Raw genomic sequence first — 22,232 nt, 5'->3', positions numbered from 1 at the left:
CGTCCTACATCGGGATGCCGAAGTTCCCGAAGGCGGCCAAGGCGGCGCTGGAGAACTCCCAGCAGCGCAAGAACCTCCACCACGCGACCCACACGATCCGGGACAAGCGGGCGCGCGTGGTCGGCGAGGTCGACGGCTGGGAGGAGCTGCGGGTCGCGGGTGCTGCGATCAAGGACGAGGTGCTGACCCACCTCGACTCCTACCTGGTGCAGCTGGAGGAGTCGCTGACCCGGGCGGGCGCGACCGTCCACTGGGCGCGCGACGCCGCCGAGGCCAACAGCATCGTCACCTCGCTGGTGAGGGCGAAGGGCGCCGACCAGAGGATTGACGAGGTGGTCAAGGTCAAGTCGATGGCCACCCAGGAGATCGAGCTCAACGAGGCCCTCGAGCAGGCCGGGATCGACGCCTGGGAGACCGACCTGGCCGAGCTGATCGTGCAGCTCGGCCACGACCGGCCCAGCCACATCCTGGTGCCGGCGATCCACCGCAACCGCGCGGAGATCAAGGAGATCTTCACCCACGAGATGGGCAAGGTCGGGCAGCCCGCACCCGACGGCCTGACGGCCGAGCCGCGGGTCCTCGCGGAGGCGGCGCGGGTCCACCTCCGGGAGAAGTTCCTGCGGGCGAAGGTCGCGATCTCGGGGGCCAACTTCGCGATCGCCGAGACGGGCACGCTGGTGGTCGTCGAGTCGGAGGGCAACGGCCGGATGTGCCTGACACTCCCCGAGACGCTCATCTCGGTGGTCGGGATCGAGAAGATCCTGCCGACCACCGCCGACCTGGAGGTCTTCCTGCAGCTGCTGCCACGGTCCTCGACCGGCGAGCGGATGAACCCCTACACCTCGATGTGGACCGGCGTCACCCCGGGCGACGGCCCGCAGGAGGTCCACGTCGTGCTCCTCGACAACGGCCGCACCTCCGCGCTCGCCGACGAGGTGGGTCGGCAGGCACTGAGGTGCATCCGGTGCTCGGCGTGCCTCAACGTCTGCCCGGTCTACGAGCGGGTGGGCGGGCACGCGTACGGATCGGTCTACCCCGGCCCGATCGGCGCGGTGCTCAACCCGCAGCTGCGCGGGACGGCGTCGCCGATCGACAAGTCGCTGCCGTACGCCTCCTCGCTGTGCGGCGCCTGCTTCGACGCCTGCCCGGTCCGGATCGACATCCCCGAGCTGCTGGTCCACCTGCGGACCCGGGTGGTGGACGAGAGGCGCGGAGGTCTCCCCTCCGGGGAGGAGCTGGCGATGAAGGGCGCCGCCTGGCTCTTCTCGGACCCGGCCCGGTGGGAGCGGGCCCAGCGCGGCGCCGAGCTCGGCGGCCGCGCGCTGCGGCGCCGCGACACCCTCGGCCGCATCCCGGGCCTCGGGGCGTGGTCCGACGCGCGGGACGCGCCGACGCCGCCCGAGGAGACGTTCCGGAGCTGGTGGAAGCGCGAGCGCGGGTCGGAGGGTGACCGGTGAGCGCGCGCGAGGAGATCCTCGGCCGGGTCTCCGGTGCCCTGTCGGGGGTGCCGCGATCGGCGCCCGGAGCGGCGCCACGGCCGGCGTACGCCGCCGGCGCGGACGTCGCCGACGTCCCTGCGCTCTTCGTGGAGCGGGTGGAGGACTACAAGGCGGTCGTGACCCGGGTGAGCGGCGAGGGCGTGGCCGGTGCGGTCGCGGAGGCGCTGGGAGGAGCCCGTCGGATCGTCGTGCCGGGCGGTCTCGAGCCGGCGTGGCTCGCCGGGCTCGAGGGTGGGCTCGACGGCGTCGAGGTCGTGACCGACGACGGCACGCTGACCTCCGCGCAGCTCAACGAGCTCGACGGCGTCGTCACTGGTGCGGCCGTCGGCATCGCGGTGACGGGGACGATCGTCCTCGACCACGGAGCCGACCAGGGCCGGCGTGCGCTCTCGCTCGTGCCCGATCTCCACGTGTGCGTCATCCGCGAGGACCAGCTCGTCGGCGACGTGCCCGAGGGCGTCGGGCGGCTCTCGGCCGCCGTCGCCGACGGCCGCCCGCTCACCTGGATCAGCGGACCGTCCGCCACCAGCGACATCGAGCTCGAGCGCGTCGAGGGCGTCCACGGTCCACGGACGCTGCACGTCGTGCTCGTGGGCTGAGCGCTGCTCAGTCGCCCGGCGCTCGGGCGTCCAGCGCGCGGAGGACGACGTCCCAGGGCTCGGCCGGGAGCCGGTGTGCGTCGTGCGCGAGCTGCCGCCACGTGGTGCCGCCCCGCTCGAGGTCGAGCCGGCCCGCGGGAGCGGCGCCGGCGGGCAGGTCGAGCCCCAGCGCTGTGACCGATCCGAGGACGCGGTGGACGCTGCCCGGCCCGCCGAGGATGCCCGGCAGCGCCGAGCGGCCGTCGAGCTCGAGCGACTCGACGAGCAGCGGCCGCCCGTCCCCGTCGTACGCCGACCAGTCGACCCGGCCACGCCCGGGCCGCTCCCCGTGGCGCCCGAGGACGAGCGTCTCACGGAGGGCGAGGCGGGCACCGCGGCCGACCGTGACCTGCGTCGTACGCCGGACGCTCGCGCCGGCGGCGACCACGAAGGGCTCGGCGGCCCAGACCAGCGTCGCGCCGTCGCCGAGGGTGATCGAGGCCTGCCAGCCGGCCTCGGCGCCGTCCATGTTGTAGGCCACGGTCCCGGTCGGCTCGACCAGGGTGAGGGTGGCCCCGTCACCGACGACCACCTCCAGCCTCAACGCGTCGCCGGCGAGGAGGACGGCGCCGTCGGGCACGAGGCACACCCGGGCGGAGGAGGCGTCGCTGCCGAGCAGCATCGGCCGCAGCGCGGGCGAGCCAGGATCACCGGCGACCTCGGTGTCGACGCGCACCCGACCCGCCGTGCGGGTGACGGCCAGCCGGGTCACCGAGCCGCGCAGTGCCTCACGCGGCGTCGTGGTCATCGTCGGCGTCCGGGTGGGCGTGGGTGGTCCCGTCGGCGTGGGTGTGCGGCGCCATCGGGCCAGGGTCGGCGGGCACGAGCGAGCCCGCGCGGTGCGCGGACAGCTGTGCACGGACCCACGCGACGAGCCGGGCGACCGACTCCGGGTCGTTCCGGGAGAGCGCGAGGACCGGCCGCCCGTCGCGGGCGGCGATGGCGTCGGCGACCATGAGGGCGGCGTCGACCCCGACGTAGGGAGCCAGGTCGGTCTTGTTGACCACCAGCAGGTCGGCCCGCTCGATCCCGGGGCCGCCCTTGCGGGCGACGTCGCCGCCGCCGGCGACGTCGATGAGGAAGACCTGGACGTCGACGAGTGCGGGCGAGAAGGTCGCCGTGAGGTTGTCGCCGCCCGACTCGACGAGGACGACGTCGAGCGGCGCGAAGTCGTCCTCAAGCTCCTCGACGGCGAGCAGGTTGGCGGTGATGTCGTCGCGGATCGCGGTGTGCGGGCACGCGCCGGTCTCGACGGCGCGGATCCGCTCCGGCGCGAGGACGCCGGCCGAGCGGAGGAAGCGGGCGTCCTCGTCGGTGTAGATGTCGTTGGTGACGACCCCCAGCTGGAGGTCGCCGGCGAGCTCGCGGCACAGCAGTGCGATGAGGGAGCTCTTGCCGGTGCCGACGGGGCCGCAGACCCCCACTCGCAGCGTCGATCGGTCAGGCACTGAACAACCTCCTGGTCGTGGTGGCGTGGGCCTGGGCCCACAGGTCGAGCATGGGCGCGGCCGGCGCCGGGATGTCCTCCGGGACGGTGAGCGCGGCGACCTCAGCCGCCACCTGCTCCGCCGCCGGAAGCGCGTCGTGGACCCAGCCGGCCGCGTCCGCGGGGTCGAGCGGCAGCAGCTTGAGCGCCGCCGAGGAGACGGTCTGCAGGTCGTCGTACGCCACCAGCCGGGCGAGCGCGTCCGGCGCCAGCCCGCCCGCCCCGGCGGCGGCTGCGAGCGCGAGCGGCCGGCAGCCGCCGGGCAGGCCGCGCACCAGCGAGACGTACGACGAGTCGGGCCAGAGCCTCACGGCGAGCCTGAGGTGGGCCCGGGCGAGCGTGCGGGAGGACTCCCGCATCGCCCGCGCTGGCGTCCGGGCCGCCCAGGCGTCGAGGACCGGCCCGAGCGGCAGTCCGGCGCGCAGGTGGTGGAGCCCGACGACCGCCGTACCGGCCTCGACCCTCGCCACCGTCCCCAGCCGGGCCCGCAGCAGGAGCGGCACCTCCGCCGCGGTCAGCCCGTCGCGCACCGCCGCCTCGAGCTGCCCGGACTGGGTGTGCCCGGCGACGGGCAGCCGCGCGTCGGCGAGCAGCATGAGGAGCAGGTCGGACGACATCAGAACATCGTGTAGAGCTGCGCCAGCGGCAGCTCGGTCGCGGGGTCGGGCACGATCATCTCGCCGTCGACGAAGATCGCGAACGTCTCCGGCTCGACCCGGATCTCCGGCAGCGCGTCGTTGTGGACCATCTGGGCCTTGCCGACCTCGCGGGTCGGCGTGACGCCGACGAGTCGGCGGCGCAGGCCGAGCCGGTCGGCGAGCCCGTCCTCGAGCGCCGCGGGTGCGACGAAGGAGACCGCGTGGTCGGCGCCCGGGCCCACCAGCGTGGGCCGCATCAGGACCGGCTGGGGCGTCGGGATGGACGCGTTCGGGTCGCCGAGCGCCCCCCAGACCAGCGCACCGCCCTTGATGACGACCTCCGGCCGGATGCCGAAGAAGCGCGGGTCCCACAGCACCAGGTCGGCGAGCTTGCCGGGCTCGACCGAGCCGACCTCGTGGTCGATCCCGTGGGCGATGGCCGGGTTGATGGTGTACTTCGCGACGTACCTCCTCGCCCGCACGTTGTCGGCCGGCCCGCCGAGGTCGCCGAGCCGCTTCTTCATCGCGTGGGCGACCTGCCAGGTCCGGCAGACGACCTCGCCGATCCGGCCCATCGCCTGGGCGTCGGAGGAGGTGATCGAGAGCGCGCCGAGGTCGTGCAGCACGTCCTCGGCGGCGATCGTCGTCGCCCTGATCCGGGACTCGGCGAAGGCCAGGTCCTCGGGCACCCGCGGGTTCAGGTGGTGGCACACCATGAGCATGTCGAGGTGCTCGGCCACCGTGTTGACCGTGTGCGGGAGGGTCGGGTTGGTGGACCCCGGGATGACGTGCGGGTACGACGCGATGGTCAGGATGTCGGGAGCGTGCCCGCCGCCGGCACCCTCGGCGTGGAAGGCGTGGATCGAGCGGCCGGCGATGGCACCCACCGTGGACTCGAGGTAGCCCGCCTCGTTGAGCGAGTCCGAGTGCAGCGCCACCTGCAGGCCGTGCTCCTCGGCCGCCCTCAGCGCCGCGTCGATGGCCGCGGGCGTCGAGCCCCAGTCCTCGTGCACCTTGTAGGCGGCGGCGCCGGCCAGCGCCTGCTCCGCGAGGCCCTCGGCCGAGACCGTGTTGCCCTTGCCCATCAGCAGGACGTTGACGGGCAGGTCGTCGAGCGCACGGTGGACCGCCTGGAGGTGCCACGCACCGGGCGTGACGGTGGTGGCCTTCGAGCCCTCCGACGGGCCCGTGCCGCCACCGCCGATCGTGGTGATCCCGGTCGAGAGCGCCTCGACGACCTGGGACCGCGACAGAAGGTGGACGTGGACGTCGATCGCCCCGGCGGTCAGGATCTTCCCCTCCCCCGAGACCACGTCGGTCGAGGGGCCGATGACGAGGTCGGGATGTACGCCGTCGGCGATGTCGGGGTTGCCCGACCGGCCGAGCGCGACGATCCGGCCGTCGCGGATCCCCACGTCGGCACGGAGGATCCCGCTGTGGTCGAGCACGATCGCGTTGGTGATCACGGTGTCGAGGGCGCCCCCGGCCCGGCTGAGCGTCGACTGGTTCATCGACTCCCGGATCGACTTGCCGCCGCCGAAGACGGACTCCTCGCCGCCGAAGGTCAGGTCCTGCTCGACCTCGATCCACAGGTCGGTGTCGCCGAGGCGCACCTGGTCGCCCGTGGTCGGGCCGTACAGCGCGGCGTACTCCGCCCGGCTGATCTCCACCATCTCAGCGCTCCTTCACCCGGATGCCGGGCACGACCGCGCGGCCCTTGAGCGCGACGATCGCGACCTCGCGGGACGCACCGGGCTCGAAGCGCCGGGAGGTGCCGGCGGGGATGTCGAGCCGGAACCCCACGGCCTGCGTGCGGTCGAAGTCGAGCGCGTCGTTGACCTCGGCGAGGTGGATGTGGGAGCCGACCTGGACCGGCCGGTCGCCGGTGTTGACGACGACGAGCGTACGGCGCTCCTCGGGCGACCTGTCGGCGTTGAGGACGACCGTCCCCTCGGCGACCCTCACCGCCCCCGGACCGCTGCTCTGGCTGGACACCTGTCGCCTCCTACGCGATCGGCTGGTGGATGGTGACGAGCTTGCGCCCGTCGGGGAACGTCGCCTCGACCTGGACCTCGGCGAGCATGTCGACGACGTCGGGCATCACCTGCTCGCGGGTGAGCACCGACCGGCCCGAGGTCATCAGCTCGGGCACCGGCACCCCCTCGCGGGCGCGCTCGATCACCCACGTCGAGAGCAGCGCGACCGACTCGGGGTAGTTCAGCTTCACACCGCGGGCGAGCCGGTCGCGGGCGACCATGCCGGCGACGGCGAGCAGCAGCTTCTCGGTGTCGGCGGGAGTGAGGTGCACGGCTCTCCTAGGCGATCTAGACGGTGATGCGGGGGTCGGCGATCCCCTGCAGGATGTCGACCACGGTGTTGGTCACGATGTAGATCGTGGCGAGCACGAACGTCACCCCGGCCACGGCCGGGAAGTCGGAGACGTCGAGGCTCGCGCCGAGGTAGGACCCCAGCCCCGGCCGGCTGAACACCGACTCCACGACCAGGACCCCGGCGAACATGAAGCCGAGGTGCAGGCCGGTCATCGAGAGCGCGCCGTTGACCGAGTTGCGCAGCACGTGCCGGGTGAGCACGGCGCCCTCGGCGAGTCCCTTGGAGCGCGCCGTCCGCACGAAGTCGGAGTCGAAGGTCGCCACGATCGAGGACCGGAAGATCCGCCCGATCGCCAGCGCCGGGCCGATCGCCAGCGCCAGCGCCGGCATCACCAGGTGCTTGGCCACGTCGCCGAACATGCCGAGGTCGCCGTGGACCAGCGAGTCGAGGAGCAGCCAGTGCCAGCTCGCCGGCACGGTGTCCGGATCGTCCACCTGCCCGGAGGCCGGGAGCCAGCCGAGGTCCTGGTAGAAAACGATCAGCCCGAAGATGCCGAGGAGGAAGGTCGGCGTGGTCGACCCGACGAAGAGCAGCCCGCGGTAGAGCCCGCTCCCCGGCCAGCGCAGCACGCTGGAGACCGAGAAGAGCAGCGCCAGCGCGAGCGCCACGACCAGGGCCACGACGACGAGCTCGACCGTCGGCGGGAGATAGGTCTTCAGGTCGGTGGTGACCGCGTGATGGGTCCGGAACGACGTCCCGAGGTCGAGGTGCAGCAGGTCGCCGACGTACCTCACGTAGCGCGTCGGAGCCGGGTCGTCGAGGCCGAGCTCGTGCCGCTTCGCGTCGATCGCGGACTTCTCGGCGTGCGGCATCGAGGCGGCCACCGGGTCCGCGCCCGAGATCTCCTGCAGCACGAAGAGCAGCAGCGAGAGGACGAGCAGCAGGCCGACGAGCGCGGCCAGCCGGGTCAGCAGGAAGCGTGCCATCGCCAGGTTGAACATGATCAGGTCACCTCCGGCCGGCCATCAGGGTTCGTACGGCGTCCCCGGCGAGGTTCGCGACCAGGCTGAGGACCATCACGGCGAGGCCCGGCATCACCGGGATCCACCAGTGCGCGAGCAGCTCGTTCATCCCGCGGGACGTGTCGGCACCGAGCTCGGGGGCGGGCGCCGACTGCCCGAGACCGAGGAACGACAGGGAGGCGAGGGTCAGCACGACCGCGCCGATGTCGAGCGACGCGGTCACCAGCGCCGTCGGGTAGACGCCGGGCAGCAGGTGCTTGGCCATGATCCGGAGCCGCCCCGCGCCGGCCATCCGGGCGGCCTCGACGTGCGGTCTGGCGGCCAGGGCACGGATCTCGCCCCGGATGATGCGGGCGTAGTACGGCCACCAGACGACCGTGATCGCGAGGAAGGTGTTGCGCAGGCCGGGGCCGAGGGCGGCGGCGACGGCGATCGCGACGATCGCGGCGGGCAGCGCGAGGAACATGTCGGTGATCCGCATCAGGATCGCGTCGACCCATCCGCCGAACGCGCCGGCGACGACCCCGACCACGCCACCGATGAGCAGCCCGACGGCGACGACGACGAGCGCCATCAGCCACGACGTACGCACCCCGAGGATGACCCGGGAGAACAGGTCCCGGCCGATGTTGTCGGTGCCGAGCAGATGGCCGGAGCTCCCGACGGGGAGGTACGGCGCGCCCACCGGCTGCACCGGGTCGTACGGCGCGATCACCGGTGCGAGCAGGGCGACGAGGGTGAGCGCGACGAGCACGCCGACGATCACCCAGTTGACCCAGCGGGTCGCGGCGACCTGCCACCGGCCGAAGCGGCCGAGCCGGCCGGTGACCGGTTCTGTGGCGAGATCGGTGCTCGCGATCGATGTGCTCATGCCTTCACCCCCTCGCGGAAGAGGCAGGCCACCTCGTGCCGTTCGCGCTCGGCGACGTCGTGGTCGAGCGCGACGAGCTGGGTGCCCTCCAGGGTGGTGGTGCACTCGTCGGTGGCGAGCGGGCAGCGCGGGTGGAAGGCGCAGCCGGACGGCGGAGAGAGCGGGCTGGCCGGCTCGCCCACGATGACCGGCAGCTCCTTGCGTGCGCTCGGCACGGCGTCGACCAGGGCCCGGGTGTAGGGATGGCGCGGGCTGCCGATGACCTCCTCGACCGGGCCGGTCTCGACGAGCCGGCCGAGATACATCACCGCCACCCGGTCGCTCACGAACCGCGCGACGCCGAGGTCGTGGGTCACGAAGACGACCGTCATCGAGAACTCGTGGCGCAGCCGGTGGATGAGGTTGAGCACGGCAGCGGCGAGCGAGACGTCGAGCGCGCTGGTCGGCTCGTCGCAGAGCAACACCTTGGGCGGCACGATCGTCGCCCGGGCGAGCGCCACCCGCTGCCGCTGCCCGCCGGACAGCTCCGCGGGACGCGCCTTGAGGGTGGCCTCCGGGAGGCCCATCAGCGCGAGGGTCTCCTCGATCCGGCGACGCCGGTCCGCCTTCGACAGCTTCGTACGCCGCAGCCGCTCGTGGAGCGTCTCCTCCACCGTCATCCACGGCGTCAGCGACGCACCGGCGTCCTGGAAGACCATCTGGATGTCGTCGCGGCCGGGCTTGTCGATCCTGCCCTCCCATCGCGTCTCGAGCCCGGCGATGGCGCGCAGCAGGGTGGACTTGCCGGACCCGCTCTCGCCGACGAGCGCGAGCGACTCTCCCTCGGTGACGTCGGCGGTGACGCCGCGGAGCGCGTGCAGCAGCGCGCGTCTGCCCTGGGCGTCCTTCACCTTGAAGTCGCAGTGCACCTCGGTGAGCTCGAGGATCCGGCCCTGCCGGGCGCGGGCACGGTCGAGGACGACGATCTCCTGGTCCGCGCCGGTCGGCAGGCTGCGCCCGCGGTCGGTGTCGAGCGAGAGCCGCGCCCGCAGCAGCCGCTGGGTGTAGGGGTGCTGCGGGCTCTCGAGTACGTCGAGCGCGGCGCCCTGCTCCACGATCTCGCCCTGCTGCATCACCACGATCCGGTCGGCCACCTGGGCGGCAACACCGAGGTCGTGGGTGATCAGGAGGATCGAGCAGCCGAGCTGCTCGCGCAGGTCGCGCAGCACCCGCAGCACCTGGGCCTGCACGGTCACGTCGAGGGCCGTGGTCGGCTCGTCGGCGATGATCAGCTGCGGGTTGCCGGCGATCGCCATCGCGATCATCACCCGCTGCCGCAGACCGCCGGACAACTCGTGCGGGAAGGCCGAGAAGCGCTGCTCGGGCTGCGGGATCCCGACCTCCTTCATCAGCCGGACGGCCTCCTGTTTCGACCCGGCCGCCTCGACGATCTGCTTGCCGACCCGGGTCGTCGGGTTGAGCGAGGTCATCGGGTCCTGGAAGACGACGCCGAGGTCGTTGCGGCGTACCTTCCGCTGCTGGTCGGCCTTCGCGCTCACCATGTCGACGCCGGCGACCCGCGCCGTGCCGCCGACCTTCGGGCGGGACCGCTCCGGGAGCAGCCCCATCAGGGTCAGGCTCATCACCGACTTGCCGGACCCGGACTCGCCGACCACGGCGAGGATCTCGCCGCGGCCGATCTCGAGGTCGACGCCCCGGATGACCTCCGAGCGGACGCCGCCGCGCGCGAGGCTGACCGTCAGGTCCCGGACCGAGACCACCGGCTCCTGTGCCGAGAGGCCCGGCTCCGCGGGCTCCGCCACGGGTGCGCTGTTGCCCATGTCGTCCTCCGTGCTCAGCGAACCGGCCGACCCGCCACCCCGCCCGCGGGGGGACGGGCGGAGGTGGGGGTCGGCGCGGCCGTCATCGGGTCACTTCTCGATGGTCAGCGTGTTGAAGTCGAGCGTGTAGGGCTCGGCGATGCTGTGGGACTGGGCGACGTTGCCGAGCCACGGCTGGGCGACGACGAAGTCGTGCGCGTAGGACCAGATCGGGTTGCACATCGCCTTCTGCTCGGCCTCCGCCGCCTTGGCGTACGCCTGCTCCGAGCCGGTCTTCAGCCCCTCGGCGAGGTATTTGCTGATAGCCGACGACGAGCAGGCGGTGAAGTTCAGCCCGCCGGTCGGGTCCCAGAAGATGTGGCCGTAGAGGTAGGGGTTGGACGCGTCCGGCCAGGTCTTGGCATTGACCATCACGTCCGGCGCCTGCTGCGGGTGCGACTGGAACTCGCCGAAGACCTCCGAGGTCTGGTGGGTCGAGACGGTCGCATCGAGGCCCATCGCCTGCAGCTGCGCCGCGATGATCTCGGCGATCTGCTGGTCGTCCTCGCCGCCGTCCTGGACGCCGATGTCGACCTTCGTGCCCTTGGGCAGCGAGGCGACGTAGTCCTCCAGCGGCTTGGTGTCGTGGGTGAGCTTCACAGGAGCGACGCCGTCGGGCAGCGAGCCGTCCGGGTAGGCGCCGGTGGCGAGCACGTTGGACTGCGGCAGGTTCTGCTTGATGATCGACTCCCAGTCGATCGCCTCGAAGAGCGCCTTGCGCGCCGCCGCGGTCTTGAGGAACGGCCGGTGCGGGTTCATGTAGAGCACGCCGATCTGGAAGGTCGGCAGCGAGTAGACCTTGATCTTGTCCTGCTTGGCGTACGACGCCTGGGCCGCCGACGGCACCGCGCCGATGATCGCCGCGAGATCGCCGTTGTTGAGCGCGAGCTGCATCGACGAGGTGTCCTTGTAGACACCGAAGTCGACGGTCTTGAAGACGCCCTTCGTGCCCCAGTACTTCGGGTAGGCCTTCATCTGGTAGCGGTCGTCGACCTTCGCCACGGTCAGCGTGTAGGGCCCGGTGCCGAGGTCGTGGCTCTCCAGGTAGGTCTGTGCGTGGTCCTTCCCGGCGTACTTCTTCAAGCCGGTCGGGCTCATCATCCGCGGACCGTACGGCGAGGCGAGCTCGTCGAGGAACGCCGAGTTCGGCTGCTTCAGCGTGATGACCGAGGTGTAGTCGTCAGGCGTGGCGAAGGACTTGACCCCTTCCGCCATGTACGCCGGCCCGCCGGCGACCGCGAGCCGCCGCTCGAAGGAGGCCTCGACCGCGGCCGAGGTGAACGGGGTCCCGTCGTGGAAGGTCACGCCCTTGCGCAGGTGGAAGGTGAAGACCGTGTTGGTCTTGTTCGCCTCCCACGAGGTCGCCAGCGACGGCACGAGCTTGGTGCCGGAGCCGTTCTGGTACTTCACCAGCCCCTCGTAGAGGTTGGTGGTGAGCGCCAGGCCGCTGCCGGCGTAGAAGACGTCGGGGTCGGGCGGCTGGCCGGGGTCCTGGAGGAATCCCAGTCGCAGGACGCCGTCGGTCGGGGCCTTGGTGTCGGCCACCTTGGCGCCGCCGCCGGACCCGCACGCGGCGAGGGCGAGACCCAGCGCGAGCGCGAGACCCGCGGCCAGCGGGGCTCGGGACGCCCGCTTCCAGAGGTTCTTCATTCACTGCTCCTTCGATGCTGACGTGTCCGGGTCAGACGTCGGTGGCTAGGTCCCGGGAGGGTTCGCGGTGGATCAGGGGCTGCCCCGGCCCGCCGGGGCCGAGGGCCTCGGGGTGGAGGTAGTTGCGCTCGGTGATGCCGGTGCGCCGCATCGCGATACCGGTGAGGGCCTCCCGGATGGCCCGGTTCGCGAGCAGCGCGGTGATCTCGCCCTTGTCGTCGTACGGCGGGCTGACCTCGACCACGTCCATGCCGACGATCCCGACCTCGGCCGAGAGCCGGCGTACGGCGGTCAGCACGTCGACGCTGGTCAGGCCGCCGGGCTCCGGCGTCCCCGTGCCGGGCGCGAACGCGGGGTCGCAGACGTCGATGTCGAGGGAGATGTAGAGATGGTCGGCCTGGTCGAGCGCCTCGTCGACCGCCCGCTCCAGCACCGCCTCGAACCCGTAGCGGTTGATCTCCGCCATGAAGTGGGTCCGCATGCGGTTCTCCTTCATCCAGTCGAGCGTCTCCTGCTCGGGCCAGTAGCCGCGCAGGCCGACCTGGACGAAGTTGGCACCGGGCACGGCGCCGGACTCGATGAGCTTGCGCATCGGGGTGCCGTGGCCGCCGAGGCTGCCCGGCATCGTGGTGCCGGTGTCGGCGTGGGCGTCGAAGTGGACGATGCCCACCTTGCCCCAGCCGTAGTGGTCGGCGACCGCGGTCGCGCACGGCCAGGTGATGCCGTGGTCGCCGCCGATGATGATCGGGATCGCGTTGCTGGTGACGATCGTCCCGATGAACTTGCGGATCCCCTCGAAGCTGGCCGGGGTGTTGCCGAGCGAGATCGGGCTGTCGCCGTAGTCGCAGCACTTCAGCACCTCGAACGCGTCGACCCGGGTGTCGAGGGAGAAGTGCGGCCGGCCGTAGCCGCCCTTGTAGTCGCAGGCCCTGATCGCGAGCGGGCCGTGGTTGGTGCCGGTCCGGCCGGTCGCGGTCGAGTCCCACGGCACGCCGCAGACGGCGACGTCGATCTCGCCGGCGACGAGGTCCTCGGGGGTCAGGCAGACCGGCAGCTTCGCGAAGGTCTGGATCCCGGAGAAGCCGCCCTCGCGGCGACGGTTGACGTGGATCGGCCCGGGCTTGCGCCCCTGGTTGAAGTCGTCGACGGCGCCGTGGCCCTCCAGCGACTTGCCCAGCCGGGGCGGCTGCTCCCAGTAGCCCTCGCCCCAGTCGTGGCCGTGCACGTGCGGCTCGCCGTCGGCGTGGTCGTGGTCATGGCCGTGGTCGTGACCGTTGGCGTGGTCGTGGCCGCTGGCCGCAGGGGGCTCACCGACGTACGCGTGCAGCTCGGGGAAGTCCGGCCCCTTCGGGGCGCCGTTGCTCTCCGCGCCGTTCTCGTTCTCGCTCATCACACTCTCTCGTTGTCGCGCTCGTTGTCGCGCTCGTTGTCGCGGAAGGTGAGGGCCATGCCCGGCCCGCCCGGGCCGAGGGCGTCCGGGTGGAGGTAGTCGCGCGTCGTGACACCGGTGCGCCGCATCGCGATGCCCGTCATCGCCTCGCGGATCGCGCGGTTGGCCAGCAGGCAGGTGATCTCGCCGGCGGCGTCGTACGGCGGGCTGACCTCGACGATGTCCATGCCGACGATCCCGACCTCGGCCGAGAGCCGGCGTACGGCGGAGAGGATGTCGATGCTGGTGAGCCCGCCGGGCTCGGGCGTCCCGGTGCCGGGGGCGTACGCCGGGTCGCATACGTCGATGTCGAGGCTGATGTAGAGGTGGTCGGCCTGGTCGAGCGCCTCGTCGATGGCGCGGTCGAGGACCGCGTCGAAGCCGTAGCGGTTGATCTCGGCCATGAAGTGGCTGCGCATCCGGTTCTCCTTCATCCAGGCGAGCGTCGGCCCGTCGGGCGAGTAGCCGCGCAGGCCGACCTGGACGAAGTTGGCCCCCGGCACGGCGCCGGAGTCGATGAGCTTGCGCATCGGGGTGCCGTGGCCACCGAGGCTGCCGGGCATCCCCTCGCTCGCGTCCGCGTGGGCGTCGAAGTGGACGATGCCGACCGTGCCGTGGCCGTAGTGGTCGGCGACCGCCGTTGCGCAGGGCCAGGTGATGCCGTGGTCGCCGCCCATGATGATCGGGATCGCCCCGGAGGTGACGATGGTGCCGACGAACTTCCGGATCCCCTCGAACGTCTCCGGGGTGTTGCCGAGCGCGATCGGCGAGTCGCCGTAGTCACAGCAGTTGAGCACCTTGAGCGCGTCGACGTGGGTGTCGAGGTGGTTCATCGGGAAGCCGTAGCCACCGATGTAGTCGCACTTCCGGATCGCCCACGGACCGTGGTTGGTGCCGCTGCGGCCGCTGGCCGTCGAGTCCCACGGGACCCCGCAGATCGCGACGTCGATCGCCCCGGCGACCAGGTCCTCGGGAGTCAGGCAGACCGGCAGCTTCGCGAACGTCTGGATCCCGGAGAAGCCGCCCTCGGCGCGCCGGTTGACGTGGATGGGCCCGGGCGCCCGGTCGACGTTGTAGTCGTCGACGGCTCCGTGGCCCTCGAGGCTCGAGCCGAGCCGCGGCGGCTGCTCCCAGTAGCCCTCGCCCCAGTCGTGCCCGTGGCTGTGGCCGTGGGGCGCGTGGGGGTGGTCGTGGTGGTCCCCGACGTACGCGTGGAACGCCTCGGTCGCGTCCTCGCCGGTGCCCTCGTCGGGGCGGTCCCGCTCGCTCACTGAATGCCTCGTCCTCTCGGTCGGCTGGCGCCGAACGTAGGGACCGCCGAAACGTTCCGTCAACGAGGCGGAGCAAGGGTTTACAGCGCTTTCACACAGGCCGGTCCGCGGAAATCTGCGACCCCTCCGCCTTACCGTCGCGAGACCCGCCGTTCACATCCCGGAGACATCCGGCCAGGTGCCGGCGTACGAGACGCCGAAACGATTCGCTCCAGCGCAGACGAGAACCGCCCGCCGGGGCCGAGGTCCTCTAGGATGCCCGCCATGTCCACCACGAAGGTCACGCTGGGGCACGTGGCCCGGGAGGCGGGGGTCTCGATCAGCACGGCCTCCGAAGCGCTCTCGGGACGCGGCCGGATGACCGCCGCCACCCGTCAGTCCGTGCGTGACGCCGCCGAGCGGCTCGGCTACCGGCCCAACGCGCTGGCGCGCAGCCTGCGCACAGGCCGCACCCACGCCATCGCCCTCCACCACCTCGACGCGGCCAACAGCTTCGACACCGAGTACTTCCGCGAGTTCGTCGCCGGCGTCATGGACGTCACCCGCACCCACGACTACGACCTCACCCTGCTCTCGAGCGACCCGGACCGCCGGCGGCCGGTCGCCCCCCAGGTGGACGGCATCATCATCGCCGACCCCATCGCCGACGACCTGCGCGCCGTCGAGCTGCTCTCGGCCGGGCTGCCCGTGGTGGCCGGGGAGCGCTACCCACCGGGCATGCCGGACTCCCCCGTGATCGGCATCGGCCACGAGCAGGCTCTCATCGAGCTCCTCGACCACGCGTACGACGTCGGCGTACGCCGGCCCATGCTCTTCACCCCCGACGACAACAGCGGCTGGGGCATCGTGCTCCGCGACGCCTTCCTCGCCTGGTGCCACGACCACGAACTCGAGGGGCTCCACCGCGTCACCAGGTTCGTGAGCGCCCGCACGATCCAGTACCCCGCCCTCGAGGAGGCCGTCGCCGGCCCCGATCCCGTCGACCTGGTGATCATGTCCGGCGAGCACGCCGCCCTGGCCGCCATCGACTGGCTCCGCGACCACGACCTCGTCGTCGGCCGTGACATCCTCCTCGCCGCCACCGCCGACGCCCGCCTCCTCCAGCGCGCCGAGCCACCCGTCACCGCGATCGACCTCTCCCCCCGCGACCTCGGCTCCGCCTGCGCCCAGGCCCTCATCCGCCACCTCGACGAGGGCACCGAGCTCGCCCCCCTCACCCTCCTCCCTCCTAAGCTCTTTCTCCGCGAGTCCACCGCCGCCCTCACCCGCCGACGACGACCGCCCGAGTAGCTGGCCGAGTAACTGACCGGCGGATCGACGGTCGAGGCCCGACGGGGCGTGCGGCGATCCCGCGCCGTGCAACGGCCGATCGACCTGACAGGGCAACGCGCGGATCGTCGCCTGCGACAAAGGGCTTCGACCGCCGGGCCGCCGGCCACCGACCACGACCGCACACGGCAGACTGGTCCCGCGCACCAGCCGCCGACGCACACCAGCACACCCGCACACCCGCACTCAGAGGAGACCTCGTGCCCACCCCGAAGGGATTCATCGGCACCACCGCCAACCTAGGCCTGAAGGAGGGCGCCGACGACTTCGCCGTCGTGGCATCGACCGGGCCGTCGACGAGCGCGGCGGTGTTCACCCGCTCCCGCTTCGCGGGACCGAGCGTGCTGGTCAACCGGGACGAGGACGTGAGCGCGTTCCGCGGCATGATGACGATCTCCAAGAACGCCAACGTGGCGACCGGCGACGAGGGCCGCGCCAACGCGCTGGAGGTACGCCGGCTGGCGGCCGAGCTGGTCGGCTGCCGCCCCGAGGAGCTGCTGGTCGCGTCGACCGGGGTGATCGGGGTGCAGTACCCCATGGACCTGATCCGCGCCTCGCTCGGCAAGCTCGCCGGCTCCGTCGGCCCCGCCGACCTCGACGCCGCGGCCGCGGCGATCATGACGACCGACACCCACCCGAAGGTGGAGACCCGGCAGGTCGGCGCGGCGACGATCACCGGCATCGCCAAGGGGGTTGGAATGATCGAGCCCAACATGGCGACGATGCTGGCGTACTTCTTCACCGACGCCGCCGTCCCCGCCCCGGACCTGGACACGATCTTCCGCCGCGTGGTCGACCGCACCTTCAACGCGGTCAGCATCGACACCGACACCTCCACGTCCGACACCGCGGCGATCTTCGCCAACGGGTTGGCGGGCGAGGTTGACCTCGGCGAGTTCGAGGCACAGCTCCACGACGCGGCGCTCGCGCTGGTGAAGCAGATCGCCTCCGACGGCGAGGGGGCCTCGAAGCTGATCGCCGTCGAGGTGACCGGGGCCCGCGACGACGCGCAGGCGAAGCGGGTCGCGAAAGTGATCGTCAACAGCCCGCTGGTCAAGACCGCCGTCCACGGCGCCGACCCGAACTGGGGCCGGATCGCGATGGCGATCGGCAAGTGCGAGGACGACCTCGACATCGTCCCGGAGAAGGTCGCGATCGGCTTCGGCGGCACGCAGATCTACCCGGGCGCCGTCTCACCGGACACGCTCGCCTCGCTGTCGACCTACCTCGGGGGCGGCAAGGTCTCCATCGAGGTGGGCCTCGGCATCGGCGACGGGGCGTTCACGGTCTATGGCTGCGACCTCACCGAGGGCTACATCCGGATCAACGCGGACTACACCACCTGAGTCGTGGCTCACTCCTAGACTCGGTCCGTGGCCGTCACCGACGAGGCGATCCTCCGGATCAAGGAGATGCTGCTGAGCGGCGAGCTCCGCCCCGGTGACCGGCTCCCGCCGGAGAAGGAGCTGAGCGAGAAGCTCGGGCTCTCGCGCAACTCGCTGCGCGAGGCGGTCAAGGCTCTGGAGCTGATCCGGGTCCTCGACGTACGCCGCGGGGACGGCACGTACGTCACCAGCCTCGAGCCGCGGCTGCTGCTCGAGGCGATCGGCTTCGTCGTCGACCTGCACGCCGACTCGAGCGTCCTCAAGCTGTTCGAGGTACGCCGCATCCTGGAGCCGGCGGCCGCCGCTCTGGCGACCCGGCACGCGGCCGACGCCGACCTCGAGGAGCTGCGTGCGATGGTCGCCGCCGTCGAGGAGGGTACGTCGGTCGAGGAGCTGGTCGCGCACGACCTGGAGTTCCACGGCCGGATCGGCGACCTGTCCGGCAACGCCTACCTCGGCAGCATCCTCGACAGCCTCTCCAGCAGCACCCAGCGGGCGCGGATCTGGCGCGGGCTCACCGAGGAGAACGCCGTCGCCCGGACGCTCGCCGAGCACGCCGCGATCGTCGACGCGATGACCGCTCGCGATCCGGAGCTGACCCGCTCGCTCGTCACCGTCCACATCGGCGGGGTCGAGCGCTGGCTGGAGCGCGCCGGGGGCGCGCCCGCCTGACCGGCAGTGCGCGCCCCCGGGGTCGCTGGCTCAGGCTCCGCTCAGTGGTAGAGCACCGCCTGGATCTTCGGGTCGTCGATGTTGGACTTGTCGTACCAGTAGAACCCGGTGTCGATCGTCTTCGGCAGGTCGTCGCCCTTGCCGTCGATGGCCTGCATGGCGGCCTTGACGACCTCCTCGCCGATCTTGATCGGGTTCTGCGTGATGGCGCCGGCCTCGACACCGCTGTTGATGGCGTCGATCTGGGCCTGGCCGGAGTCGAAGCCCACCACGGTGATGCCCTTCTTGCCGCTCTCCTGGACGCCCTTCACGACGCCGATGGCCGAGCCCTCGTTGGAGCCGTAGATGCCCTTGATGTCGGGGTTGGCCTGGATGATCGACTTGGTGATGTCGGCCGACTTGGCCTGGTCGCCGCCGCCGTACTGCACCGGCAGGAGCTGGATCCCGGGCGCGTTCTGCTTCATCCAGTCGATGAACCCGTCGCGGCGGTCGATGCCGGAGAGGCTGGTCTGGTCGTGGACGACCAGCGCGACCTTGCCCTTGCCGCCGATCAGGTCGGCCATGTGCTTGGCGGCCTCCGCCGCCGCGGCCTTGTTGTCGGTCGCGGCCGTCGTCAGCGGGATGTCGCTGTCGACGCCGGAGTCGAACGCGATGACCGGGATGTCCTCCGACTTCGCCTGCTCGAGCAGCGGGGCAGCGGCCTTGCTGTCGAGGGCGGCGAACCCGATCGCGTCGGGCTTGCGGGTGATCGCGTTGGTGAGCATGTCGATCTGGTCCTCGACGTCCGACTCGGAGGCCGGGCCCTCGAACGTGATCGAGGCACCCTCCTTGTCCGCCTCCTGCTCGGCACCCTTCTTCACGGCCTGCCAGAACTCGTGCTGGAAGCCCTTCGAGACGATGGCGATCTGCGGCCCGTCGCCACCCGCGCTGCTGCTGCTACCGCAGGCGGTGGCGGCCCCGGCGAGCATCATCGCCGCGACGACCGCGCCGACGCTTCGGATCTTCATGTGGTGTCACTCCCTTGTGGTGGTACCGATGTGCGTGGATGCGTCGGCCGCCGAGCCGACCAGGCCGCCCGTACGGCGGGCGCTGTGATGAGGCATGGCTAGGCCTCCTTCTTGCGGATCATGTCGGCGTACACCGCGATGAGGATGACGACGCCGAGGATGACGTTCTGCCACTCCTGCGGGATCGACATGATCTGCAGTCCGTTGTTGAGCACCGAGATGATGAGGGCGCCGATGATCGTGCCGACCACCGAGCCCTTGCCGCCGGCGAGCGAGGTGCCGCCGATGACGACCGCGGCGATGGCCTGGAGCTCGTAGCCCTGGCCGGTGGCCGGCTGCGCCGACGCGAGCCGGGCCGAGATCATCACCCCGGCCAGCCCGATGAAGAGGCCGGCGAAGGCGTAGATCGCGATCTTCCAGCGCCGGACGTTGATGCCGGAGAGCGCCGTTGCCTCCTCGTTGCTGCCGATCGAGAAGGTGTAGCGGCCGAGGATCGTCGTGTTGAGCAGGACGATGCAGATGACCGCGGCGACGATGAGCACGAGCACGGCGTTCGGGAAGTCGACGCCGAGCAGGTTGCCCGTCGAGATCTTCACGTAGCCGGGGTCCTCGGTGAAGTAGATCGGCGCGCTGTGCGAGATCACCAGCGCGAGCCCCTGCGCCACCAGCATCATCGCCAGGGTCGCGATGAACGGCGGGATCTTGAGGACGGCGACGTTGAGCCCGTTGACGAGGCCGATCACCCCGCCGAACAGGATCGTCAGGAGCACGCCGAGCCCGATCGGCAGCCCCCACGTCGTGATGAACGTGCCGGCCATGACCGCGCACAGCGTCATCCCCGTGCCGATGGACAGGTCGATGCCGCCGGTGATGATGACGAAGGTCGTCCCGAGCGCCAGGGTGCCGATGACGACGGTCGAGAACAGGATGCTGGTGACGTTGCCGTACGTCGCGAACGTCGAGTTCGCGATCGAGAAGAACGCGAAGATGACGATCAGGCTGGCGAACGCCAGCAGCTGCTGCAGCCGCGCCCGCAGCCCGGACGCCCACCCGGGCCGTACGTCGTTGTCGGCCGTCACGTTGACGGTGCTCATCGCTCTCCCACCTTCGGGTCTGTGTCTGAGGGCTCGTCGGGTACGCCGGCCGGGACCAGCCCGAGCTCGACCGCGTCCTCGACCCTCTCGTCGGGGCGGAGCGTGGCCAGGTGCATGACCCGCTCCTGGGTGGCCTCGTCGTGGTCGAGGACGCCGCTGACGCGGCCCTCCGACATCACGACGATGCGGTGCGACATCCGCAGCACCTCGGGGAGCTCGGAGCTGATCATCACGATCGACTTGCCCTGCTCCGCGAGCTCGTTGAGGAGCTTGTAGATCTCCTCCTTGGCGCCGACGTCGATGCCGCGGGTCGGCTCGTCGAAGATGAGGACGTCGCAGTCCTTGACGAGCCACTTCGCGATGACGACCTTCTGCTGGTTGCCACCGGAGAGGTTCTTGACGGTCTGGGTCACCGAGGGCGTCCTGATGCCGAGCACCTTGACCATCTCGCGCGCGGCACGGCGTACGCCGGAGACGTCCACGAAGCCCCACCGGGTGAACCGCTCGGCCAGCGCGCTCAGGCCGATGTTGGCGCTGACGTCGTGCTCGAGCAGGAGGCCGAAGTTCTTCCGGTCCTCCGACAGGTAGCCGATCCGGTGCCGGGCGGCGTCGGCGGGGTTGCCGATGTGGATCTCCCGGCCGCGCAGCCGGATCGTGCCGGCAGAGCGCTTGTCGGCGCCGACGACCGCTCGGGCCACCTCGGTGCGGCCGGCGCCCATCAGCCCGGCAAAGCCGAGGATCTCGCCCTCGCGCAGCTCGAAGCCCACGTCGCGGAGGAGGTCCTTGGTGGACAGCCCCTCCACCGACAGCACGACCTCGCGGTCGGTGCGGACGTTCTCCGGCTTGGCGTCGGTGACCAGGGTGCGGCCGACCATGAGGGAGATGACCTCCTTCATCGTGGTCGTCTCCGTGTCGAGGGTGTCGACGTACTTCCCGTCGCGGATGACCGTGATCCGGTCGCTGATCGCCTTCAGCTCATCCATCCGGTGGGAGATGTAGATGACGCCGGTGTCGGGCCGCTTGAAGCGCTTGATCAGGTCGTGGAGGGTCTGCACCTCCGTGTCGTTCAGGGCGGCCGTCGGCTCGTCCATGATCAGCACCCTGGCGTCGTAGGACAGCGCCTTGGCGATCTCGACCATCTGCTGCTTGGCGACGGTGAGGTGGCCGACCTTGGCGCGTACGTCGAGCGGCAGCCCGAGGCTCGCGACGAGCTCCTCCGCGCGCTGGTTGAGCGCGCGCTCGCTGAGCACGAAGCCGCCGGCGCGCGGCTCGCGGCCGATCAGGATGTTCTGCGCGACCGTGAGGTCGGGCATCAGGTTGAACTCCTGGAAGATGATGCTGATGCCCTTCTCCTGGGCCTCCTTCGGCCCGGACACCTCGAGGGGCTCGCCGTGCAGCCGGAAGCTGCCGCTGTCGGCCTGGTAGACCCCGGAGAGGAGCTTCATCAGCGTCGACTTGCCGGCGCCGTTCTCGCCCACGAGGGCCAGCACCTCGCCGTACCTGAGGTTGACGTGCATGTCGTCGAGGGCCTGGACGCCGGGGAAGCCCTTGCTCACGCCCTCGACCTCGAGGAGGTAGTCGCCCATGCTCACCGCTCCTCGGTCGGCATGACGCCCTTGCGCACGAGCGCGTTGCCGTAGGTGCGGGTCTCGCCGGTGCGTACGACGAGCTGGGCGTCGGCCGCGAGGTCGTAGAACGCGAACCGGTCGACGAAGCGGACCTCGTCGGGTCCGACGCCGGCGGCCGCGGCCAGCTCCTTCTGGACGGGGAGGGTCTCGCCGTCGGGGGTCGCCATCAGGTCCAGCGCGGGGGCGTCGTCGAGCGGCAGCACCGAGCAGACCGCCCGCAGCAGCGCCGGCGTCGTGACGCCGGGCAGCTCGATCACCCGCCGGCCGAGGCGCTGCGCGGGGAAGTGCGCGTCGGCGAGCACCACGGCGTCGGAGTGCCCCATCGCATCGAGGCCGGCGAGCAGCCCGCCGGTGAGCAGGGGGTCGATGCCGAGCAGCACAGTCACCTCCAGAAATCGATTTCTTGCGATACGCTACGGGTGA

21 protein-coding genes are annotated in these 22,232 nt (G+C 71.4%); 5 read left to right on the top strand and 16 right to left on the bottom strand.

Going from position 1 to position 22,232, the window contains the following annotated elements; all coding sequences use genetic code 11:
- The first annotated feature begins 14 nt into the window (after positions 1-14).
- Together ABLE53_RS06935 and ABLE53_RS06930 are read left to right on the top strand one after the other, a co-directional pair.
- Positions 15-1,457 carry a LutB/LldF family L-lactate oxidation iron-sulfur protein gene (locus ABLE53_RS06935; protein ID WP_348858847.1) on the top strand — a complete coding sequence of 481 codons (1,443 nt, stop codon included), beginning with the start codon at positions 15-17 and terminating at the stop codon, positions 1,455-1,457.
- Positions 1,454-2,098 carry a LutC/YkgG family protein gene (locus ABLE53_RS06930; protein WP_348858028.1) on the top strand — a complete coding sequence of 215 codons (645 nt, stop codon included), beginning with the start codon at positions 1,454-1,456 and terminating at the stop codon, positions 2,096-2,098. Before ABLE53_RS06935 ends, ABLE53_RS06930 begins: the two co-directional genes overlap by 4 nt.
- Positions 2,099-2,105: 7 nt before the next feature.
- On the opposite strand, the gene ABLE53_RS06925 is transcribed toward ABLE53_RS06930, so the two are convergent.
- The 12 genes from ABLE53_RS06925 to speB (ABLE53_RS06870) all read right to left on the bottom strand — a co-directional run bounded on the left by ABLE53_RS06925 (position 2,106) and on the right by speB (ABLE53_RS06870) (position 14,694).
- Entirely contained in the window at positions 2,106-2,885 is a 780-nt protein-coding gene (locus tag ABLE53_RS06925) for an urease accessory protein UreD (RefSeq protein ID WP_348858026.1), read from the bottom strand.
- Positions 2,866-3,585 carry an urease accessory protein UreG gene (gene ureG / locus ABLE53_RS06920; RefSeq protein WP_348858025.1) on the bottom strand — a complete coding sequence of 240 codons (720 nt, stop codon included), beginning with the start codon at positions 3,583-3,585 and terminating at the stop codon, positions 2,866-2,868. The genes ABLE53_RS06925 and ureG overlap by 20 nt, the downstream gene beginning before the upstream one ends.
- Entirely contained in the window at positions 3,578-4,240 is a 663-nt protein-coding gene (locus tag ABLE53_RS06915; protein WP_348858024.1) for an urease accessory protein UreF, read from the bottom strand. Before ABLE53_RS06915 ends, ureG begins: the two co-directional genes overlap by 8 nt.
- On the bottom strand, positions 4,240-5,934 hold the full coding sequence (locus ABLE53_RS06910) for an urease subunit alpha (protein WP_348858022.1): 1,695 nt from the start codon (positions 5,932-5,934) through the stop codon (positions 4,240-4,242). The genes ABLE53_RS06915 and ABLE53_RS06910 overlap by 1 nt, the downstream gene beginning before the upstream one ends.
- A 1-nt stretch (position 5,935) precedes the next feature.
- The gene (gene ureB / locus ABLE53_RS06905) at positions 5,936-6,256 is read right to left on the bottom strand and encodes an urease subunit beta (RefSeq protein WP_348858021.1); all 321 of its coding nucleotides are present in this window, start codon (positions 6,254-6,256) and stop codon (positions 5,936-5,938) included.
- A gap of 10 nt (positions 6,257-6,266) precedes the next feature.
- Positions 6,267-6,569, bottom strand: coding sequence for an urease subunit gamma (locus ABLE53_RS06900; protein ID WP_348858020.1), 303 nt, complete (start codon positions 6,567-6,569; stop codon positions 6,267-6,269).
- Positions 6,570-6,585: 16 nt separating this feature from the next.
- Complete coding sequence (locus ABLE53_RS06895) at positions 6,586-7,593, bottom strand: ABC transporter permease (RefSeq protein WP_348858018.1); 1,008 nt, start codon at positions 7,591-7,593, stop codon at positions 6,586-6,588.
- A gap of 7 nt (positions 7,594-7,600) precedes the next feature.
- The gene (locus tag ABLE53_RS06890; protein ID WP_348858017.1) at positions 7,601-8,485 is read right to left on the bottom strand and encodes an ABC transporter permease; all 885 of its coding nucleotides are present in this window, start codon (positions 8,483-8,485) and stop codon (positions 7,601-7,603) included.
- Positions 8,482-10,305 carry a dipeptide ABC transporter ATP-binding protein gene (locus tag ABLE53_RS06885; RefSeq protein ID WP_348858016.1) on the bottom strand — a complete coding sequence of 608 codons (1,824 nt, stop codon included), beginning with the start codon at positions 10,303-10,305 and terminating at the stop codon, positions 8,482-8,484. Before ABLE53_RS06885 ends, ABLE53_RS06890 begins: the two co-directional genes overlap by 4 nt.
- 90 nt (positions 10,306-10,395) lie before the next feature.
- Positions 10,396-11,994, bottom strand: a complete 1,599-nt coding sequence (locus ABLE53_RS06880; RefSeq protein WP_348858015.1) for an ABC transporter substrate-binding protein — start codon at positions 11,992-11,994, stop codon at positions 10,396-10,398.
- 31 nt (positions 11,995-12,025) lie between these two features.
- Positions 12,026-13,384, bottom strand: a complete 1,359-nt coding sequence (gene speB, locus ABLE53_RS06875) for an agmatinase (protein WP_348858013.1) — start codon at positions 13,382-13,384, stop codon at positions 12,026-12,028.
- The gene (speB, locus tag ABLE53_RS06870) at positions 13,384-14,694 is read right to left on the bottom strand and encodes an agmatinase (protein ID WP_348858012.1); all 1,311 of its coding nucleotides are present in this window, start codon (positions 14,692-14,694) and stop codon (positions 13,384-13,386) included. Before speB (ABLE53_RS06870) ends, speB (ABLE53_RS06875) begins: the two co-directional genes overlap by 1 nt.
- A gap of 264 nt (positions 14,695-14,958) precedes the next feature.
- On the opposite strand from speB (ABLE53_RS06870), the gene ABLE53_RS06865 reads away from it, so the two are divergent.
- From ABLE53_RS06865 to ABLE53_RS06855, 3 genes are all read left to right on the top strand, one after another.
- Positions 14,959-15,984, top strand: a complete 1,026-nt coding sequence (locus tag ABLE53_RS06865; protein WP_348858011.1) for a LacI family DNA-binding transcriptional regulator — start codon at positions 14,959-14,961, stop codon at positions 15,982-15,984.
- Between the two features lie 239 nt (positions 15,985-16,223).
- A complete protein-coding gene (gene argJ, locus ABLE53_RS06860) occupies positions 16,224-17,369 on the top strand; it encodes a bifunctional glutamate N-acetyltransferase/amino-acid acetyltransferase ArgJ (RefSeq protein ID WP_348858010.1) in 1,146 nt (381 codons plus the stop codon).
- Positions 17,370-17,396: 27 nt separating this feature from the next.
- Positions 17,397-18,080, top strand: coding sequence for a FadR/GntR family transcriptional regulator (locus ABLE53_RS06855; RefSeq protein ID WP_348858008.1), 684 nt, complete (start codon positions 17,397-17,399; stop codon positions 18,078-18,080).
- A gap of 41 nt (positions 18,081-18,121) precedes the next feature.
- On the opposite strand, the gene ABLE53_RS06850 is transcribed toward ABLE53_RS06855, so the two are convergent.
- From ABLE53_RS06850 to ABLE53_RS06835, 4 genes are all read right to left on the bottom strand, one after another.
- Positions 18,122-19,087, bottom strand: a complete 966-nt coding sequence (locus tag ABLE53_RS06850; protein WP_348858007.1) for an ABC transporter substrate-binding protein — start codon at positions 19,085-19,087, stop codon at positions 18,122-18,124.
- 98 nt (positions 19,088-19,185) lie between these two features.
- Positions 19,186-20,181 (bottom strand): ABC transporter permease, encoded by a 996-nt coding sequence (locus tag ABLE53_RS06845; RefSeq protein WP_348858006.1) that lies wholly within the window; start codon positions 20,179-20,181, stop codon positions 19,186-19,188.
- Positions 20,178-21,767 (bottom strand): sugar ABC transporter ATP-binding protein, encoded by a 1,590-nt coding sequence (locus ABLE53_RS06840; RefSeq protein WP_348858005.1) that lies wholly within the window; start codon positions 21,765-21,767, stop codon positions 20,178-20,180. Before ABLE53_RS06840 ends, ABLE53_RS06845 begins: the two co-directional genes overlap by 4 nt.
- Positions 21,768-21,769: 2 nt before the next feature.
- Complete coding sequence (locus ABLE53_RS06835) at positions 21,770-22,195, bottom strand: RbsD/FucU family protein (RefSeq protein ID WP_348858004.1); 426 nt, start codon at positions 22,193-22,195, stop codon at positions 21,770-21,772.
- Positions 22,196-22,232: the final 37 nt, after the last annotated feature.

The sequence above is a fragment of the Nocardioides asiaticus genome, assembly GCF_040049175.1.
Lineage (GTDB): Bacteria > Actinomycetota > Actinomycetes > Propionibacteriales > Nocardioidaceae > Nocardioides > Nocardioides cheoyonin.
This window is presented reverse-complemented; position numbering and strand designations above follow the sequence as displayed.